Annotated in this window: 11 protein-coding genes; 3 read left to right on the top strand and 8 right to left on the bottom strand. The window is 49.7% G+C overall.

Annotated features, from left to right (window positions below):
• Positions 1 to 156: 156 nt before the first annotated feature.
• Complete coding sequence (locus J0A67_RS06805; RefSeq protein WP_206568508.1) at positions 157 to 1,224, top strand: alpha/beta hydrolase; 1,068 nt, start codon at positions 157 to 159, stop codon at positions 1,222 to 1,224.
• A gap of 17 nt (positions 1,225 to 1,241) precedes the next feature.
• On the opposite strand, the gene J0A67_RS06800 is transcribed toward J0A67_RS06805, so the two are convergent.
• From J0A67_RS06800 to J0A67_RS06765, 8 genes are all read right to left on the bottom strand, one after another.
• Complete coding sequence (locus J0A67_RS06800; protein ID WP_241265080.1) at positions 1,242 to 3,158, bottom strand: sialate O-acetylesterase; 1,917 nt, start codon at positions 3,156 to 3,158, stop codon at positions 1,242 to 1,244.
• Between the two features lie 85 nt (positions 3,159 to 3,243).
• Positions 3,244 to 5,004, bottom strand: a complete 1,761-nt coding sequence (locus J0A67_RS06795) for a glycoside hydrolase family 9 protein (RefSeq protein WP_206568506.1) — start codon at positions 5,002 to 5,004, stop codon at positions 3,244 to 3,246.
• 40 nt (positions 5,005 to 5,044) lie between these two features.
• Positions 5,045 to 8,263, bottom strand: coding sequence for a VCBS repeat-containing protein (locus J0A67_RS06790; RefSeq protein WP_206568505.1), 3,219 nt, complete (start codon positions 8,261 to 8,263; stop codon positions 5,045 to 5,047).
• Positions 8,264 to 8,362: 99 nt separating this feature from the next.
• Complete coding sequence (locus J0A67_RS06785; protein WP_206568504.1) at positions 8,363 to 8,980, bottom strand: hypothetical protein; 618 nt, start codon at positions 8,978 to 8,980, stop codon at positions 8,363 to 8,365.
• 232 nt (positions 8,981 to 9,212) lie between these two features.
• Complete coding sequence (locus J0A67_RS06780; protein ID WP_241265079.1) at positions 9,213 to 10,490, bottom strand: glycan-binding surface protein; 1,278 nt, start codon at positions 10,488 to 10,490, stop codon at positions 9,213 to 9,215.
• Positions 10,491 to 10,519: 29 nt separating this feature from the next.
• On the bottom strand, positions 10,520 to 12,172 hold the full coding sequence (locus J0A67_RS06775) for a RagB/SusD family nutrient uptake outer membrane protein (protein ID WP_241265078.1): 1,653 nt from the start codon (positions 12,170 to 12,172) through the stop codon (positions 10,520 to 10,522).
• A 26-nt stretch (positions 12,173 to 12,198) separates the two neighbouring features.
• Entirely contained in the window at positions 12,199 to 15,354 is a 3,156-nt protein-coding gene (locus J0A67_RS06770) for a SusC/RagA family TonB-linked outer membrane protein (protein WP_206568502.1), read from the bottom strand.
• Positions 15,355 to 15,990: 636 nt separating this feature from the next.
• Positions 15,991 to 20,088, bottom strand: a complete 4,098-nt coding sequence (locus J0A67_RS06765) for a hybrid sensor histidine kinase/response regulator transcription factor (RefSeq protein WP_206568501.1) — start codon at positions 20,086 to 20,088, stop codon at positions 15,991 to 15,993.
• 303 nt (positions 20,089 to 20,391) lie between these two features.
• On the opposite strand from J0A67_RS06765, the gene J0A67_RS06760 reads away from it, so the two are divergent.
• Both J0A67_RS06760 and J0A67_RS06755 read left to right on the top strand, forming a co-directional pair.
• Positions 20,392 to 21,432 carry a zinc-binding metallopeptidase family protein gene (locus tag J0A67_RS06760; protein ID WP_206568500.1) on the top strand — a complete coding sequence of 347 codons (1,041 nt, stop codon included), beginning with the start codon at positions 20,392 to 20,394 and terminating at the stop codon, positions 21,430 to 21,432.
• Between the two features lie 202 nt (positions 21,433 to 21,634).
• Positions 21,635 to 21,976 carry a PadR family transcriptional regulator gene (locus tag J0A67_RS06755; RefSeq protein WP_206568499.1) on the top strand — a complete coding sequence of 114 codons (342 nt, stop codon included), beginning with the start codon at positions 21,635 to 21,637 and terminating at the stop codon, positions 21,974 to 21,976.
• The last annotated feature ends 5 nt before the right edge of the window (positions 21,977 to 21,981 follow it).

Here is a 21,981-nt window from a genome sequence, read left to right as displayed (position 1 = left end):
CCATTTTACGAACTTTTGAAAATATATCGATCTAATTCGGAACAAGCTTAACTTTGACACTTTATAAACATCTGGCCTTTGCGCTTAGACGATTATTTGCTTTGAAAATGGGATTCGACCTGTATCTCAACCAACTGAAAAAACCAACTGATTTTTATGCTCCGTAAAATATTTCTGGGACTGTTTGCTTCAGCCATCATCTTGGTGATCGTCTACATGCTGGGCCCGAAAGTCGAAAAAGAGGAACTGACGATCAATTTCCCCGAAGTTCCGACTAGACTCAGTGAATTAAGCAGCTATGTGCAAAATCGCGAAGACACGGTGATCGGTCTCAAGCCGGGAAACGAAGCCTATATCCAATGGGCGGACAGCAGCAACAAAGCAAAGACTCCTTACTCTATCGTTTACATCCACGGTTTCGGGGCCAGCCCCATGGAAGGTGATCCCGTACATCGTTTTTTGGCGGAACACTTTGGCGCCAATCTTTTTGTGACGCGACTGCCTGAGCACGGCATCAAGCGGGAGAACGGGATGGAGTACCTCTCGGCCCAAAAGCTCGTGGACGCGGTTGGTGAAGCTTACCAAATAGGCAAGAGCCTTGGGGATTCGGTGATTGTGGTCGGAACCTCAATGGGCGGGGCCTTGACACTGCTGCTTGCTAGCCAACAACCTGATATAAAGGCTGTGGTCGTATACTCCCCAGCAGTGAGAGACAACGGAGAAAAACTGAGTGCGCTATTCAATCCTTGGATGAAAATCCTAATGGGAAAGTTTTATATGAAGAATAATATGCTTCACGAAGAACGAACGGGAGAAAAGAAAGCCTATTGGTCAGAAGACTATCATATCAACGCCCATGTAAGCTTGGCCACACTGGTCTATGGCAACATGAATGCGAAAACCTTCTCCAAAATTCAGCAACCGCTGTATTTGGGATACTATTTCAAAAATGAAAAGGAGCAGGATTTCGTCGTTTCTGTTCCTAAAATGTTGGAAATGTACGAGCAGGTCAGCACTCCAGAGAAGCTCAAGCACAAGCAGGCATTTCCCAATACCGGCGACCATGTCATAGCCTCCTCCATCACTTCCAACGACTGGCAGACCGTACTTTTCAGCACTATAGATTTTTTGGAAAATGTCGCGAAAGTGCCCGCAAGACCTGAATTTCAAGAACAGGTAGAGGGAATGACAAACGCAAAAGAACTGGCGGAGGGAGTACTCTAAGCTCCTGCCTTTTCCTATTATTCCTCGGTTTTGAGACTTGCCTTGAAAGGCACCGCTGGAAGATTCAGATGATTGACCAGGTTTACTTCGGGATTGTCGGCCCAAGCATAGCGTATTCCCACCGGCTCAAAACCCTGAGGCAACTCCAAGAGCACTTGGTCTTTGCCTGTCAAAGTCCCCTTGAGCGGCTCAAATTTCCCTGAAGCATTCTCCGCAATAAAACCCAAAACCTCATCCCCCGACGTCAGCTTCAAGCCCTCACCTACCTCAGAAAATGTAACGAGGAGTCCATTTTCGTCCAGGCTTATGGTCTGAAATACGGGTCCCGACGCAAGAATTTTTTCCCCAAAGGCAACCTTCCTAGCCTGCAGCCAAAGCCGCTCGCCTACGTCTCTTTTGTTTCTAGGATGGATATCGGTTTCCTCGCCAATGTCGATAATCGTTGCCATCCCGGTAGCCGGTAACTCGAGAGTCTGGCTTTGCGCGTCCCGGAGATAGGCCCAGCTACTTTCCGGTTGTAGCTCCTTTCGCTCCATGAAATTGGCCAATTGAACGAATAGAAAAGGCATCTCCTCTGCACCCCAGCGTCTTCTCCAGTTGGAGATCATCGCACCGAAAAGCTCTCTGTATTCTTCGTGCCGTCCGGTGTTGCTTTCGCCCTGATACCAAATCACACCCCGTATCGCATAGTTGGTCAAAGGGGCAATCATCGCATTGAACATAAAACCTGGACGCCAATTGTGGTATTCCACCACCGGGGGCCTTGGCTCCAATCTGCTGTTTGAATAATTCCAGGTGCCTTCCAAGTTGATTTTTTTTTCATTTTGGGTCAGGTACATCTGGCCCTCGGTGCCGATTTGAGGCCTGTTGTTCCAGCCATTAACCGCGCGGATGGTGAGTATATTTTGGCCCTCGTTCAGAATTCCAGAGGGGATCTTGACTTCTGGCATCGCCGCGCCCCAATCCTTGTGGTGAATTTGGGTGCCGTTTACGTATAAAAAGGCCATTTGCTGCACGTCAGGAATCGTCAAAGTAGCCTCGTCAGTCGAGGAAAGGTTAAATCGCTTTCTGACCCAAGCAATGTGCTCTAGCGGATTGGCTGCAGGCAGATTGATCGCCGCCCAGTCTGCGTCGTCAAAATCAAGCGAGGAGGCTTTTTTCGCCAGTGCCGAATCTGGAGCGCCAATCAAACTATCCCGGACCGCTTGGTTTTTTTGGTTTTTGGCCAAAACCTCCTTCCACTTTTCCATGTTTTCCAGAATCTCGGCAGACTCTTCGGTATAAGAACGTTCGGCAATCTCCGCCAGTACCTTAGTTTCAGTCCAGCCTTCGGCAGGTGTCCCTCCCCAATTGGACTCTATGATACCCACTGGCACTCCCTTTTCCAGGTGATTTTGTTTTGCAAAAAACCAGGCTACAGCCGAGAAATCGGGCAGATTATCGGCATTTGCGGCTTTCCACTCTCCCTCCGACACATCGGTTTTCTCCTCGACACTATAGTCTTTGGCAACTTTGAAAAATCGAATCTTTGGAAAATCGGCCTTCGCAAACTCTTCCTCAGCCCGTATTACTCCAGACTTAAGTGGCCACTCCATATTGGATTGGCCACCCGCCAGCCATACATCTCCGATATAGACATCTTTCACAGACTGCGCATTGACCACTAGCTCATAGGGACCGCCCGCTGGCAGAGGTGGCAGCTGAACCACCCAAGTGCTATCAGCCAAAACCTGAGTACTGCCGATTGCCCCGGCTAGGCTCGCACGGATTTTTTTGTCAGGAACTCCCCGTCCCCAGATTTTGATTGGCTGGTCGCGCTGGACGACCATGCCTTCGGAAATCAATTTGGGGAACTCTACGGCCGAATCCGGCTTGGACAAGCCACAGGCAAACAACAAGGGCAATAGCAGGGCAAAAAGGCAAATCTTTTTCAAGGTGATATTTGGTCGATTGTCTGGGAATTTGCCTAAAATAAATGATTTATCTGAGCCCAAACGGTCAAAAACTTTTGCAAATGCACTAATCGAGGTCCGCCTCAATCGCCTGGATTGCGTTGACCAAATAAGCAAATGCCGCATTCCAGTTGATCGCAATCTCGTTGGAGGCATAGCTACAGGAGGAATCCACGTACGATTCATCTGGAACCTTGCTTGGATAGTCGCAGCCATCCTGCTGGGAGGGATTGGGACCGCCTACAACAAACCCGGGCAATGGGGGCAATTCTGGCCGGGATACTGCCAGGCGATGATGTGGCTGTTGTGGCGTCTTGCCTCCAAAGCCAGTCACGTAGCTGAACCCGGTTGCATTTCTCCCCAGTATATAGTCCAAATTGGCCTTTGCCATCTGCAAAAAGACTTCCTCTCCATACAGTCTAAATGCCTCGATAAGCAATATGCCCTGATTGGAGGCCACGGCGTTGCTGCCCCAGATAAAATCCTTTGTTTCCGCCCCCATGGGTGCAAGCCAGGCATGGGTTTGGGCCGCAGTTTGATAGGACTTAGCAGCCGTGACCAAGTTGATTTTTAGCATGGACATCCATTCCTGCGGGATCTGTGGGAGCTGTTTTTCGTGCCGGATGAGCGAGTAAAAGCCCAGCCAATTGACCTGGGACCAAGAAGGCAGCCTATACTCCAACTCAGCTTTCTCCAGAGTCTCCCAATAGTCCAAGTTGTGCGAGGAGATGTATAGCTCCGCGGCCGCCCAAACCCATTCGTCGCTTAGGTTTTGGTCACCGTAGGCACCGGTACTGATATCTGGGTCAAAGGCTTCATTCAGTTCGTTTTGGCGATAGTAGACTTCGGGGTGGTCTACCGCCCAAGCCCAGGCCTTCTCGGCGGCCTTTTGGTAGCCTATGGCATTTTCGGGGGCAACAGCTTCGAAGATTCGGGATGCCTGAGCCATCACCGCAGCAAAATCCAGAGTAGCGGCAGTGCTCTTTTGCACCAAAAAACGTTGGTTTACGGCCATTTTTGGCTCCAAACCAATTCCTTCAAAACGTGCAGTTGTCAGCTTGTGGTAGACTCCCCCATCCGCAGGGTCTTGCATCGCCAGCATCCAATCCAGATTCCAAGTGATCTCGTCCAGGATATCAGGCAGCGCATTGGCGGATTCGGGAATGTTTAGCTTTTGCTTCGCAAAAAAATCAGGGTAAGCCTCATATAGGGACAAAAGCGTCCCGACCGTGATCCCACTGTTGACCACGTATTTGTTATAATCCCCAGCGTCATACCAGCCTTTGGGTGCCGAAACGATGGTACCCGTCGGACGGAGTGCACTGGCGGCTGAGGGATGAACCTCTACGAGCGTGTCGGGATGACCGGCACTCCTGCCCCAAACACCCGCAAATTCCTTGGTAATGTCTGTCGAGGCCCTTTGGAAGAAAAAGGCCTTGAGTGTGGCTTGCGCCAAACTCCCAAATACATTTTCACCAATCTGGAATGGGTATGACTTGCCCAATCCGGGAACTCCAATCTCGTAGTTGCCCGACTCGGAAAGTGCCGAAAAATCCAGCTTCCATATCTTTTTTCCAGAAAGCGTCCGCACTTCAATTTCCTTGGCGTCCGCTTCAAAGACTATGGCTTTCTCCGAAACATCCCAAATGAAAAACCCGTCCACTGGTTGTTCAGAAAGGAGAAGGGCTAATTTGGATGCCTCTGGAAAATATCCCACCTGATTCAGCCGGATAGCCTCAGTGAGCTCCAGTGAATCTATGCTTTGGCTGGTCGTGCAGGAGGTGCCCACCACAGCGAAAACAAATACAATTGCAAGTTTCAAATACATCTTTCAAACAGCTGTCTTCCAGCCAAATAAAACTTCACCATTATTTTAGGCCTTGGTTCATTTTGAAAACCATAAGTCCCTGGTCTCTCAAGCCAAGCCAAAGCCTGTCTCCCAACACTTCCGCCGAATTTACCTCTCCCTTAAGTTGAAAACCCGACCGGGACTGCGGGACGGCAAACCAAGTGTCGCTGTCTTTATCCAAGCTGAACAAGAGTCCTTGATTGGCATCCAGCCTTCCAATCTTAAGTCGTGCTTGGTCGAGATTGCCCAGCAGAAGAAGATCTTTGACAGGCTGATCTGTTTTTATCGCCACAGCCACATTTACCGGGGCGTATTGGGCTTGGGGAGGAAGGGACTGGGATTTAAAACTGCCTTCTGTTAAGCTGAAAAGCTGGGTTTCCAAAGTCCCAACCTGAAGCATAGCCGCGCGTGAAAGCTCTTCTGGTGTCAGGATTTTGGCAATCGAGGCATTCGCAAAAGCCTCATGTTTGGGGAAAAGTGCCTTTTTTCGATACATCTGGGCTGCCAGCTCATCCCTTGAAAGAAAGGGGATTTCTGCACCACCGATTGGGAAAGTCATCATGGGATCGACCGAACCATTTTGGTCAAAATCGGCAAAATACAACCTAACCGGCATCTCCGGTTCTGTTCGCAATCTGGAATTGAATCCCCAATTTCCGGCCAGTAGTTCAGGGCTGCCGTCGCCATCCAGATCCTCCAGCAACAGGCTTCTCCAGAGTCCGCTTTTCCCCTGCGGAAAGAACTCAGCACTTCTATCAATCAACTTCCCGCCTTTCGCAGAGATTACCCTTAAAAGATCAAACTCTGATGCAACGATCAATTCTTTCGCTCCATCTCCGTCTAAGTCAAAAACGACTGCATCTTTGACCCGTTTCAAAGAATCCAAAATCGGCTCTGAATGAACTTCATAGCGGCTTACTGATTTTTTTAACACATAAGAACCCGCAGACTCCGGCCAGCGACCGGGCGTGTAATCTCCGCCAACGAAAATTTCATCTTGACCATCTCCATCAAAATCCCAAGCCAAAGCGACTGAAGAAGCCGTCAGCCTTTCTGACAAAATTCCAACAGGAGATGACGAAAAATTACCATTTCCGTCATTGAGCAAGATCAGGTCTTGAAGTGCTGGATCGTCTTGGTTGAGATTTCCGTAACCACCTCTTGCCAGATACAAGTCCAGATCTCCATCGCCATCCACATCGAATGGAAGTAGGCCTGAAACGTAGCCTACCGCCAATTCTGTCGCAATTGATCTGGCATTTTGAGTCGATCCGTCGATCAAGGTAAGTTTTGAGGTCAAGGACGTCGACACCAAATCCGCCACCCCATCTCCGTTCAGGTCACCTTTGGCCAGAATAGGCCCAGGCTGGCTCAGCGAATAGAGCAGCTGACTTTGGCGCTTGAAATCGTTAAACTCCTCCTTGGCCTGATCAAAGTCCAGCTGTTGGACAAGTTGAAACTGCGTGGCTAGAGAAGCTTTTCCCAAAGTCTCATCACTTGCCTCCTTGATTTTCAAAACCAAACGCTGATCAGCTTGAGGGGAAACGAGCCTTTGTACCCGGCCATTTGGCCACTGAACGAGAACGGAATCAACATTTTGGTTTTCCAAACCAAAATGTAGGATCTCAGACACATTGCCCTGGAAACCCCGATAGACCGACTGCTCCTGGTATTGGACAGATCCGCGGGAAAACACCCAAACTTTCGCTCCTATTCCGCTCGGATTGCCTTTTTCTCCTTCCAGCTTGATTTGGAGGAATTGGCCACCTTCTCGCTCTCTAGTAAAATTCTTGAAGATCCGGGAGGGCTCGTTGAGGTTGTTTACTACTAGCTCCAAATCTCCGTCTCCGTCCAAGTCTGCATAGGCTGCCCCATTGCTGTTGCCTGGTGTATCGAGACCCCAGTCCTTCGAGACCTTATCAAACGTACCTCCTTGTTTGTTTTTGAAGGCATAGTTGCCCAGCTTGGTGGCGGGCATAGCGGCAATAAGGTCGAGGATTTGCTGCTGTCCGGCATTTGGGTTTGCCAAAACTTGCTCGCGATAGTTGATAAAGTCGAGGTTGGTAAAGTCTTTCAGGAAGCCGTTGGAAACAAAAAGGTCTTGCCAGCCGTCATTGTCAAAGTCTGCAAAGAGCGGTGCCCAGCTCCAATCCGTCATGGCAACTCCAGCCGCTTGGCCGATTTCGGAAAAAGTCCCGTTCCCATTGTTCACTTGGAGCATGTTCCGCATGAGCTGGTGATGCAGACCCGCATCGACAAAAAGCTCGTAGTGCTCGTAATTTTCCGGACTATGCAAAAGCTTCTGCCGCTTGGCGTCCTCAGGAAGCATATCGAGCGAGATCAAATCGAGATGTCCATCCCGATTGAAATCCGCCGCGTCCACGCCCATGGAGTATAGACTGGTGTGGCCGAATGCATTTCCTGCCTCATCGATAAAGGTTCCATTGCCTTGGTTCAAATAGTAATAATCCGGTGCCGAGTAGTCATTGCCAATGTAGATATCCGGCCAGCCGTCCTCGTTAAAATCAGCAATGCTTGCCCCAAGGCCGTAACTGAGCATGCCGGTAGCAATACCGATTTCGGCAGAAACGTCTCGGAACCTGCCATTATCATTGCGATACACCTTACTGGAACTCATGGGGTCGGGAGTGCCCATCATGGTTTTGAAGGCATTTACGTTCAGGTTGTTGAAAAGACCCGGATTATGGTTGAGCAGAAGCATGTCCAGATCCCCGTCTTTATCCAGATCTGAGAAATAGGCCGAGGTGGAAAATGCCGGATCGTCCAGCCCAAAGTCTTTGGCCATTTCCTTAAAAAAGGGAATGCCTTTGGAATCGAGCCCTTGGTTTACAAAAAGTTGGTTTCTGCGCATCTCTTCCGGCAGATCGCCGGAGTAGCACACATAGATGTCTTTGAGTCCGTCGGCGTTGATGTCCACGATGACCGCGCCGGTGGACCAGGCTTGATCGCGTCCGCCCGTACCGGTGGCCAGGGTAATGTCGCGGAACTTGAGCTCGCCTTGGTTGAGGAAAAGTTTGTTTTGGCCTTGATTGGCCGTGAAATATAAATCTTCTAGCCCGTCATTGTTCAAGTCCCCGACTGCGACGCCACCGCCATTGTAAAAATACTGGTAGGTCAGGATATTGGCTTGGGCGGTCTCTTGGATTTGGTTGGTAAAATGGATTCCTGTGGAATCCGGACTCAAAGCCTCAAAAAGCGACATCCTTTGTTCCTGCATTTTGCTTTCACAAGAAAAAAACGAAACACCGCAAATGAGCACCCATACAAAAATCACCGAATATCTTCGAAAAAAAATATGTGCTCGATCCCAGTCCATCTAGTGAGGTTCAAAGTTGATCACGTATTCTCCAGACCTGTGCACCAAAATCTCGAATGCAGGCTTTATAAAATAATATTGAACCCGGAAATCTTCGTCGAAAAGTAGGCCATCTTTTCCGGGGGATTTTATCTTCACAGTGGGAACCAAAAATGGCTCCAATCGCTCCCGAAAAGCAACTTTTGATTCTTCGCTTAATGTGTTTCCGATCTGGGTTTCATTCAGGCAAGTCATGCAATAGATCAGTATTATGCGATCTTTAATGTAGGCGAAAAATTGGGGATAGACCGAATCGGAATGATCTGCCTCCACCGTATTAAGAGTTGGCGTAACCTGGTATTTTGTAAGGATATCTCCCGGTTGATTATTCCAAACCTTCAGCTCAACATACCCTTTGCCTTGCTCAAAAGGAGAAATATTAGCATCGAAAGGTGCTTCTCCAACAGACACAAAGGTCGTATCGATCAAAGCGGAAATTGCCTCGACCAACACGGAATCATTCAGCTGTACTTCCTTAATATCCAAATATTTTCGACTTTTCTCAGACTGAGAAAATGCTCCGGTAGAGAGATGGATCAAGGTGAAAATCAAAAGAAAAATCTTCGTAGAACTGGACAAAGTGGTGTGGATTAAAGCCGATAAATACTGAAATCGATGTAGTGGATGTCCTGAGAAATTCCCCTGCATTTTTGCAACTAAGGACAAACCACAATCAGGATAAGATGGCGAGTAACCAGAGTGATTATCGCTCGATAAGAGTAAGAGATTTGAATAGGCGAATTTAGGAGTGAAAAATCTCCGAGATAGAACTTTCCACCTCGGAGACTGGATATGCAAACCGTCTATGAAATTAATTTACCGCTCTCACGATGCGGATATTGTCCACTCCGATCACAGCTTTGATGTCGCTGGTCGCAGTATTGATGATCAGTATGCGAAGTTGCTTCACTCCTCCTCCATCACCTTTCAGAAAATCCCCGTAGGTGTTCAGTCGAGTCGAGCCGTTGGTGAGCCGGTTCATCGCTGTGGAGAGTGTGTACCAGCTACCATCCGTGGTTTTGATAAAGTCTGACAAAGGGATGTCGTAGCTTAGTTCGTTGCCTTTGCTATCCGGATACCAAACCTGAGCCACCAAGCCGCTGATGTTTTCCGTCGTATTGACTGCAATGTCGAAGCGGATATCAAAGCTGGCCGCGGGAGCCGCAGGGTCAAATTCTTCCGCAGGGATAGTGGGGAAAATCTGCTCTCCGCCCCAGTTGGCCAAGTTGATTACCTTGTCGTTGTTCCAGCCATAGCTAGCTGGAAAAGCTTGGTTCATTCCCGCAAAATCACCTTCGAGGCTCACGATTCCGGGCTGACTCGATTGGATCATGTCGCCGGAGATCCCCCAGCCCCAGTCCCAAGGGTATTTTAGCGCGCCATCGGTATCGAAGTCGGCCACCATTCCCTTCCCGTTGTAGATTTGGGTGTTTCTGTTGGTAGCAGACCCGCCACTTCGGGTGACTACCGAAATGGTCTGCGAATTGGTGAAATCGATGCCTTCGGGAACAGTCACGGACAGTTCCGTGCCAGACGAGTTAGTTTCGAATCCGGAAGTCACAAATACATCTTCTCCAGGAAAATAGACGGTGTCGACAAAGTAGAAGTAGCGGCCAAAGAGTGTCAATTTGTCCCCGGACTTCACATACTGGTTTTTCACCTGCTGCACAAGAGGTGCCGGAGGCAAAGTCTGGAAGTCAATCACAGACTCTCCGCTTTTGGTGACTAGTCGGAGTTTGTTTGGCACATTCGGATCGGTAGCCACGGTAGGCACACTGTCGCCGATGGTGACGATCACACTGTTGTTGGTTACATAGGCAGTATTGACCCCCAGCGGGTAGTCATTGAGATACACTTCCTGGGTTCCGAGGAAGTTGTTTCCCATGATTGCCAGTGTACTTCCCAACGTAGCCGAAGTGAAAGAGCTGTCCGTGGTACTGGGATCGGTGGTCCTCACCCGCTCGATGGCAGGAGGCCCCACGGAAATCTCATCTTCCTCCTGACAGGAACCCAAGAAAACGGTTCCTACGAGCGCAGCCGCCACCAAGACAGAAGGACTCGATTGATAGATTTGTTTTATGATTTTCATGTGAATGTCGATTGGATTGAACCTAGAAATCAATTGCCAGCAGTAAAGTCATACGGTACAGCAGGCTTGCGCAGGTTTGGGGCGCGGGCCAACTCGGAGGATGGAATCGGAATCTTGAAATTCGCCTCGCTCACCGGGAAGAATCTCGGCGATGTATCATCCGCTGGGATCTCGATCTCCCAGATCGTAGGATCGGGGATTTGGTCTGCATAAATCCGGAAGGTACCCCGGTCCTGCTCTTCCAGCATGCTATAGGCTTTGGCTGGATCATAGTACTCGAGTTTGGTAAACTCGTACCAAGCCTGACCCTCCATTGCAAACTCCTTGATCCGCTCCTCAAATATATCTTCCCAAGTCACCGCAGTGAGTTCGTTGACCCCTGCGCGTGCTCTCACCAGATTCACATATTTGAGGGCTTCGGCTGGATTTTTATCCAACACAGCCTCGGCATAGGTCAAGTACACGTCAGCCAGACGTAGAATGTAAGTATTGATCTCGGTGCCCTGCTGCACCACTTTCCCGTCGTTATCTTCGGGTCTGCCCACGACGTACTTTTTCACCCAAGCGCGGCTGTTGTACGGTCTGGCACCGTCGAGACTTCTGGCTGGCACGCGGAGTTGCTGAGCTGAACCTCCCGGAGGCACCTGGGTGATATAAGGATAATGGTCGCCTGGGAACATGAAGGTTGCTTTTCTCCTTTTGTCAAAGACCAAATCGTCATACATGTCCAACATCCACTTGGAAGCTCCGATATCTCCACCCCATCCGTCCCCGAATCCGGTGATCTCTGAGCCAAAAGCCAGGAATGCCTGTACTGAGTTTTGCGCTCCCCACTGTCCTGCCTGACCGGCGTTGTACACCCATTGCAATGCAGCTAGGGTTTCCTCGTTGCCGTTGTTTTGGGTTTTGAAAAGATCTTCATACTCCGCTACCAGTTCCGCGCCGCTGTTGTCGATCACACTCTTGGCAAAATAAGCCGCAGAGTCTAGATCCGATTGGTTACGAGTACCGCTCACCCCTGCCTTGGTCACGTACATTTTGGCCAGCATGCCCTCGGCGCTCCATTTGGTCAAGCGACCGGGCATTACGGCAGACTCGGGGAGATTTTCGGCTGCATATCGGAAGTCCTTGATGATAAATTGCCAAACGGACTCTTCGGTATTCCTCGCAATAGTCGTATCCTGAAGCAGCGCGGTGTTGTTGGTAATGATCGGCACCGGGCCCCAGTTTTGTACCAAATAGGAATAGGCGAGACCGCGCATGAAGCGCCCTTCGGCCAAGCCGTGGTTCTTTATCCGCTCGGTCACATCCTCACCCACAAACTGATTGATATTGTTGATCAGGGAGTTAGACTGGGCGACGACGTTGTAGAAAGCACGCCAAGCGGCGCCGTTTTCCGGAGTTTCCCCGGTGGTGTTGAAGCGGACGTTTTCCAGTTGGTAAGAGCCGGAGGTCAAAATCCCACCCCTGGCGTCGCCGATCCCATGGCTGGCTTTGTCGTTATAGGCAAACCAGACGATATTGTACAGCGGTGCGGAAGCAGCCAGGATCTGGTCGTCGGTCTTGTAGAAATTGGCATCTACGATGGCGTCCAATGGGGGTCTATCCAGAAATTCTTCCGAACACCCTACCAGTCCGCCAAGCAAGAGGCAAGCTCCTGCGATTCTATTTCGGATTTTCATGTTAGTTTTCATCGTTGTGTTTCGGATTAGAAGTCAATGCCCAAGCTGAAAGTGTACATTCTGGTAATTGGGTATCGGCCGTAATCCACGCCGATCAATTGGTCTGAAGCAGACACGTTGTTGCCTACATAGGCGCCCACCTCGGGATCATAGCCCTTGTACTTGGTAAAGGTGAATGCATTCTGTACACCAAAAGAAAGCCTCGCTCCTTGGATCACCTTCTGCTTGCCGATCAAATCGGAAGGGAAAGCGTAAGCCAGCTGAATGTTTTTGATGCGCAAATAGCTACCGTCCTCTACAAACTTGTCGGAAAGTCTATTGCCGTTGCCGTTGAGGTCTGTGACGGTGATGCGGGGGATGTCCGTTTCGGGATTGACCAGGAATGGATTTCCCGACTCGTCCATTTCGATACGAGCGTAATCATAGGTCTCCAATAGCATGTTTCGACCTAGGTTGACGTTGTTTGGATTGGTGTTATAGTATCGATTGTAGTTGTATATATCGTTGCCAATCGACCCTGTGATAAGGACATCAAGCGTGAAATTTTTGTACGAAAACTGCTGGGTAGTACCAAAGGTGAACTTCGGCCAAGGATTGCCGATGAAGGTTTGGTCGCGCTCGTCGATCACGCCGTCTTCATTGATATCGGCGTACTTGATATCCCCAACATAGACTCCATCCGGACCTACAGGAAGTGGTGCCCCTGTATTGTCGACAGGACGGGCGCTGGATTCCACTTCCTCCACAGACTGAAATAGCCCGTCATACTTGTAGCCATAAAACAACCATGGAGCCTGTCCAGGTATCGCCCGCTGTGTAAAATTGTTCATATACCAAGCCGTGCGGTCAATAAAGGCTGTTTCGCTGAAAAACTTGGTCACCTCCGTACGGAAGCCTGAGAAGTTGAAGTTGGAAGTCCAAGAGAAACCACTGGCGCGGTTGTCGATGTTAATCGTGTTGATGGTGACTCCGTAACCTCTGTTTTCCAAGGCACCGATGTTTACGGTCGGCGTGCCGATGCTTCCTTCTGCCGAAGTTCCCATATACCAAGGCAGTGGGTTAGGCAGTAGCAGGTTGTCGGTCTTTTTCACATAGTAGTCCGCCTCGATCTGAACCCGATTGTTAAACATATTCAGGTTGAATCCGAAGTTGATCGTAGAGGTTTCTTCCCACTTCAGGGAAGGGTTTCCAAAACGGGAAACCAGGAAGCCACCGCCCCAAGGTGTCGGGATGCTCGGAGAGCTCAGCGGAGCAAAGATTGCATTCGCATTCCCTTGATTACCTGTTAGACCGGTCTCAAAACGAAGTTTCAACTCATCCATCCAAGTGGCATTTTCCAAGAAGCTTTCCTCGGAAATCCTCCAAGCGGCGGACATGGATGGAAAATAACCCCAGCGGTTTTCAGGGCCGAAGTTTGCAGAACCATCTGCTCTGAAAGCACCCAAAATGATGTACTTCTCATCGAAGGTGTAATTGGCCCGGCCGAAGAAGGACTCCATGGCCCAGTGGCCCGCACCGCCGCTGTTGGTCGCGCCGGTAGCCGAACCCAAGCCCAGTTCAGGCAGGTCGTTAGAAGGGAAGTTTACCCTACCGGCGTTCAAAAACTCGTATTTGTTGGCTTGAGCCTCGTGGCTGGCCATCACGTCCAAGGCATGTTTGCCCCAAGTCTTGGTGTAGGTCAGGATTTGGCTCCAGTTCCAGCCAAAGCTGGTATCAGTATTCTTGTTCAGGGTATTTACATCGTTGGTCACGGAACCCAAGGTGTAGGTAGGCGTGAAGAAGTGGCCGTTGTTGTAGTTCACGTTACCATTGAGCATGGTGCGGAACTTCAGCCCCTCGATGATGCCGATTTCGACATTGAATCCACCCAAGGCTCCCCTTCTCATGTAGTTTCTGTCCAGCAGGTTTGCCAGTGCGATTGGATTGGGCGGAGTAAACTGCAAACTTGACCCATTGATCGGATCCGCGCCGCCCCAAGAGCCGTCAGGATTGGTCACCGGGATATTGGGAGCCATTTGGATCGCATTGTTGATCACGTCAGAGCTTCCGGTCGCCAGCTGCTCGTCCGTGTGGAAGAGCTGCATGTTCAGTCCGATTTTCAGCCACTTTCTGGTCTGGTTGTCGATGTTGGTGCGAAGGGAATAGCGGTCAAAAGAAGAACCGATGGCCACCCCTTCCTGATTGAAGTATTCGCCAGCGATGTAGAACTGCGTTGCCTCATTTCCGCCTGAAAGCGTCAAGGTGTGTTTGTTTAGTCCGGCAGTTTTAAAGAGAGCATCCTGCCAGTTGGTCCCTTCGCCAAGTAGACTCGGATCAAGAAATGCTGCCGGAGGCGTACCGCCCGTGATTTCGTTGATCTCATTGACCATTGTAGCATATTGGTTCAAAGACATGACGTCTAAGTTGTCGGGCTTGTCCTGCAAGCTGTACAGATAGTTGTAGCTGATCTTGGTCAACCCGGCTTTACCGCGCTTGGTCGTGATCATAATGACCCCGTTGGTACCCCGAGAACCGTAAATCGCCGTAGCCGAAGGACCCTGGAGCACCTCCATGGATTCGATGTCGCTCGGGTTGAGGCCGGCCAGCGGGTTGGTTCCAGAGGTATTGCCATAGCTCACGGTCTGGGGCTGGATCTGTACTCCATCGATTACATACAGCGGCTCGTTGGTACCACCGATGGAGTTGACACCGCGGATATTTACGGAAATTCCCCCACCTGGAGCTCCGGTGTTTTGGGTTACATACACCCCGGCGGCACGGCCTTGTAGGGCCTGCTCCACTGTGGTGTTTACCGTACGCTCGATATCTTCCGAACTCACGGAAACCTGGGCACTGGACATGTCTCGTTTCTTCATGGTGCCGTAGCCTACGACCACGACCTCATCGAGGGAAGACATGTCTTCCTCCAGATTGACATCGATGACGGACTGATTTCCGACCAAAATCTCTTGGGATTTAAATCCAATAAAGCTGTACACGAGCACAGCGTCGGAACTGGGTACTGAGATGGAATAGGTTCCGTCTCCGTTGGAGGCTATCCCGGTCGTGGTTCCTTTGACCAAAACCGTAACACCGGGCAGGCCTAGTCCGTCACCCGCAGATCTGACCGTGCCACGCACGGTCACCTGGGCTTGGACCACACCTACCAAGAGCATTAGCCATAGCGGTAATAGTTTTTTCATCATTGAGGGTTTAATTGTTGGAAAAAGAATAATAGGCAGGAGAAGGAAAAGGAGATTTCCTGAAGCGGGATTGTTTCTGTCGTGTTTTCACTGAGTTGGTTTTGGTTAGAAAAAATCGCGGCACCAAACCCATTTACCAGGAGACTTTCCTTCAATATCCAGAACCGGGCTGCGCCGGTTCGGCCCTAGGCGGGCAATCGAAAGTCTTTGAAGGATCGAGGTTTTGGGCTTATTGCTTTGATCCGAATAAATGTAGTTGGAGACTTTTTTTCTCAGGGTGTCCAAATGTTTTCAATTAGGGTATCAAATGTTAACTGGAAAAAAAACCGCCCGTACGCCTGAATTTTGAAGTTTCCATCCTGTTTTTCTACCGGGTTTTTTCCAAAAATTCCCTGAATCAGTTAAAAAGATTTCCGTAGCGTCTCTATTGAATAGTTCAGACTTGGCTAAGGCAGTCCAAAGAGTACGGCTTTTGACAAGCCAGCCTTCCCTTTCGAAGGCTATCTATCATTAAAGAAAGTCGACATCTGCCGACCGCTTTGCCCGCCGTTTCGGATAAGGGTGTCTAAAAAAAACGAAGCTCTTCAGGAGGCTACTGTCGAATTGCAGTATTTCAAAAATAAAAACAGGGTACGATTACTGTACTAGTGTCTTCGCCGCATATTCTGAAGGCAGACAGCCAAACTCTCCTTTGAAGTGCTTCGAAAAATACTTGGCATTGATATAGCCGACGCGCAATGCGACTTCGCTTACGTTCAACTGACTTTTGAGCAACAGCTGCGAGGCCCGTTGCATCCGGATGAGACGAATAAACTCGATGGGGCTTTTTCCAGTTAGGGATTGGAGCTTCTTGTAGAGTTGCACCCTGCTCATGGCCAGCTCCGCACTCAGGAACTCCACGGACAGCTGCTCATCCTGAATATGCCGCTCTACCAATTCCACGGCTCTCTGGATCAATTGGTCATCCATCGAAACGACTTCCACCTCGGAGGCATTGATCTGGATTTTCTGTCGGTTTTTTTCCTGCACTAGGCTTCTTTCGCGCAGCAGGTTTTTCACGCTCAGTAGAAGCACTTCCAAATTAAAAGGCTTCGTGAGGTACAAATTGCAACCACTATCAAGGCCGCGTAAATGGTTTTCCTCAGACTTTTTGGCTGTGAGTAAGATCACCGGGATATGGGATGTTCGTATATCGCCCTTGATTTTCTGGCAAAGCTCCTTCCCATCCATCACCGGCATCATCCAATCGGAGATCACCAAGTCCGGAATATGCTCCTGAGCCGTCTCCCAAGCTTCTGCCCCATTAGCGGCAGTCAGAATATGATACGACTCCGAAAGACAATCCTTCAAGTAGTTTCTAAACTCGCGGTGATCCTCTACTATTAGAATACTGTCTTTCTTGTCCCGTGTGAACTCTCCGGTCATTTCTTCTTTTTCCTCGTCTTCATCCGCCAAAATCAATCCTATCGGCATCGTTAGCGTAAAAGTAGAGCCTTTGCCTGGTGTGCTTTCCAGCGCTATCAGTCCCCCCATGATCTTGGCAAAATCCTGCGCCAGCGAGAGGCCGATTCCACTTCCCTGGTTCAGTTGCTGTCCGTGGCCCTCGGTAGTAAAGAAGCGATCAAAAACCTTTTCTTGATCTTCGTGTGAAATTCCCACCCCGGAGTCCGAGACGGCCAGGGACAGGATGCCCTTGTCCTCGTGCTCGGAGAGCATCTCCAAGGTAACGCCTATACTGCCGTCCTCTGGCGTGAACTTAAATGCATTGGACAAGAGGTTGAAGATGATCTTTTCCAGCTTATCCGCATCAAAGATCGCCTGCTGGGAATCCATTCGAGACTCAAAATGTAGGTGGATGTGCTGGTTTTCGGACAGCTCCCTAAAGTCCGAGATGCACTCCCTGACAAATTGGACGATGTCGCCTTCCGAAGGATGGAAAGCCAGCGCGCCCTTGTCCACGTTTTTTACGTCTAGGAGCTGGTTGATCAGCTTTAGCAGGCGGCGGGCATTGCGCTGTATGATGCGATACTGACCCTTGAGCGTCGAGTCGCCGGAGCTGGAGATTAGATGTTCTGTCGGTGTCAGAATGAGGGAGAGAGGCGTGCGGAACTCATGGCTCAGATTGGTGAAAAATTTGGTCTTCAGCCTATCCAATTCCTGCACTCGCTTCGCTTCCCGAAGAGCATTTTCCTTCTCAAACTTTTCCCTCTGCCTATTGAGCAGCTGGCTTCGGAAAAAATAAATAGCCGCGCCTATCAACACAAGATAGACGAAGTAGGCCAATGGCGTTCGCCAAAAGGGAGCTTCGATGACGATGTCGAGTTTGTATTCCGATTGGCTCCATCCTCCCAGCACCGTTCCGGGCTGCACCACCAGCGTATAGTTGCCGGGATCGAGGTTGGTAAAGGTCACTTTGGCCAAGTCATCGTCCAGATAGATCCAGTCCTCGTTGAAGCCGGTCAATTTATATCGGTATCTGTTCTTCTCAGGATATAGGAAATTCAGCGCGCTGAAGCCTATGCTGAACATGTTTTCATCATGATTCAGCACCAGTTTGTCGGTGTTTTCCAAGGACTGATTGAGTAAGACACGGCCATCTACCTCATCCCCCACTTCCACGGGGTTGTTGAACAGCTGCAGCTCGGTAAAGACCACCGGGGGATTGTTTTGCTCAAAGGCAAAATTTTCGGACCTGAAGATGTTGTAGCCATTTGGCCCACCAAAGATAAACTCGCCGCTGCGGGTTTTTATCGCTGAGTTTTTGTTGAAAAGCGCAGCCTGCAGCCCGTCTTTTTGGTCAAAGTTTTGAAACACGATCTCAAAAGGCTTGGCCTTTCGGTCGATTTGGGCATAAGAGAGGCCGGCCTGTGTGCCGATCCAGAGGTTGCCCTGCTCATCATCCAGCAAGTCCACCAGATAACCGGTGGGCAAGCCTTCCTCCTGTCCGAAGTGGACAAAAACGCTATCCCTAGCGTCAAAATAATGCAAACCGTTTTGGGTGGTCACCCATACGACACCCTCCCCATCGGCAAAAATCTCCGTTGTACTGGACGCTCTCAGTCCGACCCTTTGGCCCTCCGAATAGTATGTGCTGCTCTTTCTGTCATAATTGATGACGTTGAGGCCGGTACCGCCCGCCACCCAAAGATTGCCAGAGCGGTCTTCGGCAAACCCGGTGATGTATTGGTTGTGTGGTCTAAATGGCTCGCTTCCTGCGGGGAAATTGTGAAAAGTCTGCCGATCAGACTCCAACATTGACATACCGGATCTCAGCGTTCCTATCCAGATTCTATGCTTGCTATCTTCGAAAAGCTTCCAAATGTTAGGTCCCGGTATTCCATTTGTTTGCTCTTGGCTGTAGGAAAAATTAGTAAAACTCTTACCGTCAAATTTCCCCAAGCCGTTCAGGTAGGTTCCAATCCAAAGAATGCCCTCATGGTCTATCATCAGATCCACGATCACGTCCCCTGTGAGACTTTTGGGGTCCTTGGGATCGTGGCGGTACTGGCGGAAGGTGTTATTCTTACGATTATGGTAGATCAAACCTCCCCCATTGGTGCCGATGTAGAGATTGCCTAGGCTGTCCTCCGCAAATGCATTGATGTCATTGAAAGGCAAAGAGTTGGCCTCAGAGAAATTCTTACGCACATGCGAAAAGCGCAGCAAGCCTTTATGGTAGTAGGCCACCCCTCTCTTATGGGTACCCACCCAGATGATGTCTTCGGGATCTTTATAAAGGGCGTATACCACGCTATGTGGAAGAGCCAAATCCGGATTTCCCTCGTTGTCAAAAAAACGAACCTTTCGCTCTCCTTTGTCGATCAGGTTAATGCCACCATGGTCCGTACCCAACCATATTTGGCCTTTCTGGGCTTCAAGGACCGCTTTGACCATGTTGTTGTTCAACCGAAGTGTGCCTTCATTTTCCCTGCATACCGCTACCTCGTGACTCAGCCCGTCCACCCAAAATACCCCGAGATCGTGCTCCGGATCAAAGACCCAAGCGTCTCCATCCGAGTCGATCACCAGCTCGTAACTGGCCAGTTCGGGAATTTTCGCAGGAGGAAGCCTTAGGGTTTTGGTCACGATAAGTCGATTCGGATCGATTAGCTCGATCACACCCGATTGATTGACCGCCCAAACCATCCCGTCTGGGGCCTCCGCCACTGCGGAGACTTTATTTGAGGAAAGAGTCCCCGTCTTACCTTCTGCAGTCAGGTAGCTAGTGTGTTTTTTTACCGGGTCAAAGATGCTGATGCCCTTTTCCATATGGGTAAACCAAAACCTTCCCTGCCGGTCCCTCATTACCTGCCCTATCGAATCTGAGGCCAGGCTATATCGCTTTGTAAATTGCAGGGTGCCCCGGGTGAACTTGCCAGTGGCCTGGTCATACACATCGAAAGTGCCGTTGACATTCTTTACCCAAAGCATATTATCCGGTCCGAGGGCCAATCTGGCGATCGAGTTATGGGAAAGCGAAGTTGTGTCCTTGGTGCTGAAAAAAGACTTGACCCTTGTGCCGTCGTACCGGTACAGGCCAAATGCCGTCCCGTACCACATCATGCCATTGGGGTCGCGCAGGATGGCGAGCACATTGGAACTGGATAGCCCCAGATCCTCGTCAAGACCCCGAAAAACCAGCTCATCCAGTCGCGATTGTCCATGGGCAGGCTGGAAACAAAAGCTCCACACCAAGCCTAAGCCCATCAACAATTTCCTTCCTATACTGCTCATAACTCAACAAAGGCCGACTAGATAGCCGCATTTCATACTAAATCGCCACCTTGATTCAAGTGGCTAACTTGTTCCCAAAGAAACAAAAAACTCTTTGCAAAGAAATGCCGGCTGGATTTTACACAACAACCGATACCCCCGATTTCCATCTAAGCGAACAGACTCAACTCCTCCGTGATCGTGGCGCATATTTTGTCACCCTGTTAAACTGGTAATATTCCTTTTGCAAAATTTCCCTTAAGAAAATCCGCATTCCTAAAGCAAACCAGACCTACAGCCTCAAAAACGCCACTCCACACTGCTATGAAACTATTTGAATGCGCCAATTGCTCGAATCCACTGTTTTTCGAAAACACCTACTGTGAAAAATGCGGACATCAATGTGGATTTTCCGTGACAGCACTGGATATGCTGACTTTTCGGCCCGAGCGGATTCCCATGATTTCGGACAAAAGTCGCAGAGCCTACAAGTATTGTAAAAACCTGGAATTTGGAGTGTGTAACTGGCTGATTCCGGCCGACCGCTCAGACGAATTCTGTATTGCCTGCGCACTTAATAGAACCATTCCCGATCTCTCGGACAGCGAAAACACCGCCAAATGGCGAAAGCTAGAAGTCGCCAAACACCGCCTCGTGTACCAGCTGGCTAGACTAGGACTTCCTTTGTCCAGCAAGATGCTCGTACCAGAGGGAGGCCTTTGCTTTGACTTTATCTCCAAGACAAACGATTCTAAGGTCATGACCGGCCATGCAGACGGGGTCGTCACAATACTCCTTTCCGAGGCGGATTCAGTTCACCGAGAGCAGATCAGAACGCAGCTGTCCGAAGTCTACCGCACGTTGATTGGACACTTCAGACACGAGGTCGGCCACTATTATTGGGACCAGTTGGTTGCAGGCAGGGAGCAGGCACAATCCAGCTTCAGAAATGTCTTTGGGGATGAAAGAACCAACTACGGGGAATCCTTGAGCCGATACTATGAACAGGGAGCAGCGGCTGATTGGCAAAACAGCCACATCAGTGCTTATGCAAGCGCCCATCCTTGGGAAGACTGGGCCGAAACTTGGGCCCATTATCTCCATATTCTCGACATGGCAGAAACGGCCTACTATTTTGGCCTTTCGGTAAGACCAAAAGTGAAATCCAAAATTTTGAGAGGAACCATTGAAACCGACCCGTATAGCATTTCCAAATTTGAAAAAATCTTCCACGCTTGGATGCCGGTTTCCTTTACTATCAATAGCCTAAACAGATCCATGGGTGTGCCCGATGCCTATCCATTTGTGGTGAGTCCTGCAGTGTTGGAAAAGATGAACACCATTCACCGGCTCATCAAGAGATAGATGATCTGAGATTCAGCGTTTACACATCCGCTTGAATCCCCGATAGTCTCGCCCGTCACAGATTTTTTGGTCGCAATCAAACAAAAGGCTGTACGCTATTGAACAGCCCAATTCCTTGAAAATCGCCTTTTTCCACGCTGTAGCCGTTTTTTGACGCTTGGCACGAGGTTGAATACTACAATTAGGAATTTATTAACGGGCTATGAAGAAATTTCAATTGGGCGAATTTGAAGAACTGGTATTGCTCACCGTGGGAATCCTTTATCAGGAAGCCTACGGACTGGCAATCAAATCGGAGATGGAGGATCGTCTCAAACGAGGTGTGAGCGTGGGTGCTTTGCAGGCGGCTTTGAGACGCCTAGAAACCAAAGGATTCCTGAAGTCTTCTGAGGAACAGGGAAATCAGGAACGGGCAGGGAGGCCCAAGCGATTCTACCAACTCACCGCACATGGGAAAGATGCGCTTGCCTATACCAAGACGACCCGAGAGACTCTGTGGCAGGCCATTCCCGATGTGGTCTGGAATCTTAAAACAGCCTTTTAAGTGCG

Source organism: Algoriphagus aestuariicola (assembly GCF_017254835.1).
In the GTDB taxonomy this organism is placed as follows: domain Bacteria; phylum Bacteroidota; class Bacteroidia; order Cytophagales; family Cyclobacteriaceae; genus Algoriphagus; species Algoriphagus aestuariicola.
This window is presented reverse-complemented; position numbering and strand designations above follow the sequence as displayed.